2 protein-coding genes are annotated in these 1,591 nt (G+C 44.1%); both read right to left on the bottom strand.

Annotated elements, in window-relative coordinates; translation table 11 throughout:
• Window positions 1-293: 293 nt before the first annotated feature.
• Entirely contained in the window at window positions 294-875 is a 582-nt protein-coding gene (locus B5F71_RS19390) for a Maf-like protein (protein WP_191763679.1), read from the bottom strand.
• Between the two features lie 33 nt (window positions 876-908).
• A complete protein-coding gene (locus B5F71_RS19385; protein ID WP_022040865.1) occupies window positions 909-1,427 on the bottom strand; it encodes an HAD-IIIA family hydrolase in 519 nt (172 codons plus the stop codon).
• Between the last annotated feature and the right edge of the window lie 164 nt (window positions 1,428-1,591).

Genomic DNA, 1,591 nt, shown 5'->3' with positions numbered 1-1,591 from the left:
TCGCTCCTGTTCTTCGTCAGATAGCCCGCTATCTTCCTCATCACAGAAGCGAAAATGCCTCAAAAACTCATCCCAAATCATCGCACGATAAATTCAAAACAGCTTCTGAGAAAAAACGAACATAAGTGATAAGGCTGACTTACTTATGTGAAACGCCTGGGTTACTTATGTGAAACAGCCAACTCACTTATGTTCATCAAAAGGCCTACTTGAGCTTTGAATGAATTCCGCAAGCAACCCATGTAGGGTAATCGGTCAGAATGCGGACATTCATTTTTATGATTGCACATACCTTACAGACTGCTCAATTCCTGATACAAGCGTTGCACTGGTAACCCCATTACATTATAAAATGACCCTTGAATGCTGGCCACAGCAACATAACCTATCCATTCCTGCACACCGTATGCACCTGCCTTATCGAAAGGGCGATAACGGGAAACATAATAATGTATCTCCTCCTCGCTCAACGAAGCAAAAGTCACTTCTGTCACTGATGCAAATGTCTTCTGAAACTCTGCCGTAGTCAGGCATACTCCTGTAATAACCTGATGAGTCCGTCCCGACAACTTCTTCAACATCCGACAAGCATCTGCTTCATCTTCCGGCTTTCCCAACACTTCACCATCAACATACACTATGGTATCTGCCGTGATAATCAATTCGTCCGCATCCATATCCTTACGGTAAGCATCGGCTTTCTCACGTGCAATATATACCGGTATTTCTTCACTTCTCAACGATTCGGGATATGTTTCGTTAATGCCTGGCAACACCTTCACTTCATAATCGATGCCCAAGCCTGAAAGCAATTCCCTGCGCCGGGGTGAATTGGAAGCAAGCTTCACTTTGTATTTCTGTAAATTCTCCAATATCATATCACTCTTCTATTTTTAATATTCATGCATTTACCATCCGAAAGCATCCGCGTGCGACATCCATTTGCCCTGTGCACGCAATACCTGTTCAACCACATCCCTTCCGCATCCGTATCCTCCTTTGCGATGGGAAATATACTTGCATATCGCCTTGATTTCGGGGGCGGCATCGGCAGGACAACAAGGCAAACCCACCATACGCAACACATCATAGTCGGGAATGTCATCACCCATATACAATACTTCCTCCGGCATCAACTCATATTTTGCCAACAGGTCGGCATATTCGTTGGTTTTTACCGACGCACCCATATAGATATCTTTCACCCCCAGCCCTTCGTAGCGTTTCCGTATCGCTTCCGAACGGCCTCCTGTAATTATTGCCACATGCAACCCACATTTCACGGCAAGCTGCAAAGCATATCCGTCCTTGATGTTCACCGTCCGCATCGGCTCACCTTCCATGCTCATCGGAATGGTTTCGGCACTCAACACTCCGTCCACATCAAATACCAGTGCCCGTATTTTTGTCAAATCATAATTAATCATATTTGAGTTTGTGTTTTTTTAGTTTGTGAGTCTGTAAGTTCATTAGTTCAATTATTCTTAGAAGCTGTTTTGAATTTCTCCAAAAAGTTTTTCTTGGCTTGATGTATCTGTTTTCGTGTGTGCTTTGGGCGATTTTTTGGTCCTTTTCGCTCCTGTTCTTCGTC

It is taken from the genome of Bacteroides sp. An269 (assembly GCF_002159755.1).
GTDB classification, from domain to species: domain Bacteria; phylum Bacteroidota; class Bacteroidia; order Bacteroidales; family Bacteroidaceae; genus Phocaeicola; species Phocaeicola intestinalis.
Note: the sequence above shows the minus strand (reverse complement) of the source record. Positions and strands in the feature narration are given on the sequence as shown.

What these genes read in the sequence shown, in the direction of transcription:
- B5F71_RS19385 (WP_022040865.1), bottom strand. Translation starts at nt 1,427, where the DNA reads ATGATTAATTATGATTTGACAAAAATACGGGCACTGGTATTTGATGTG.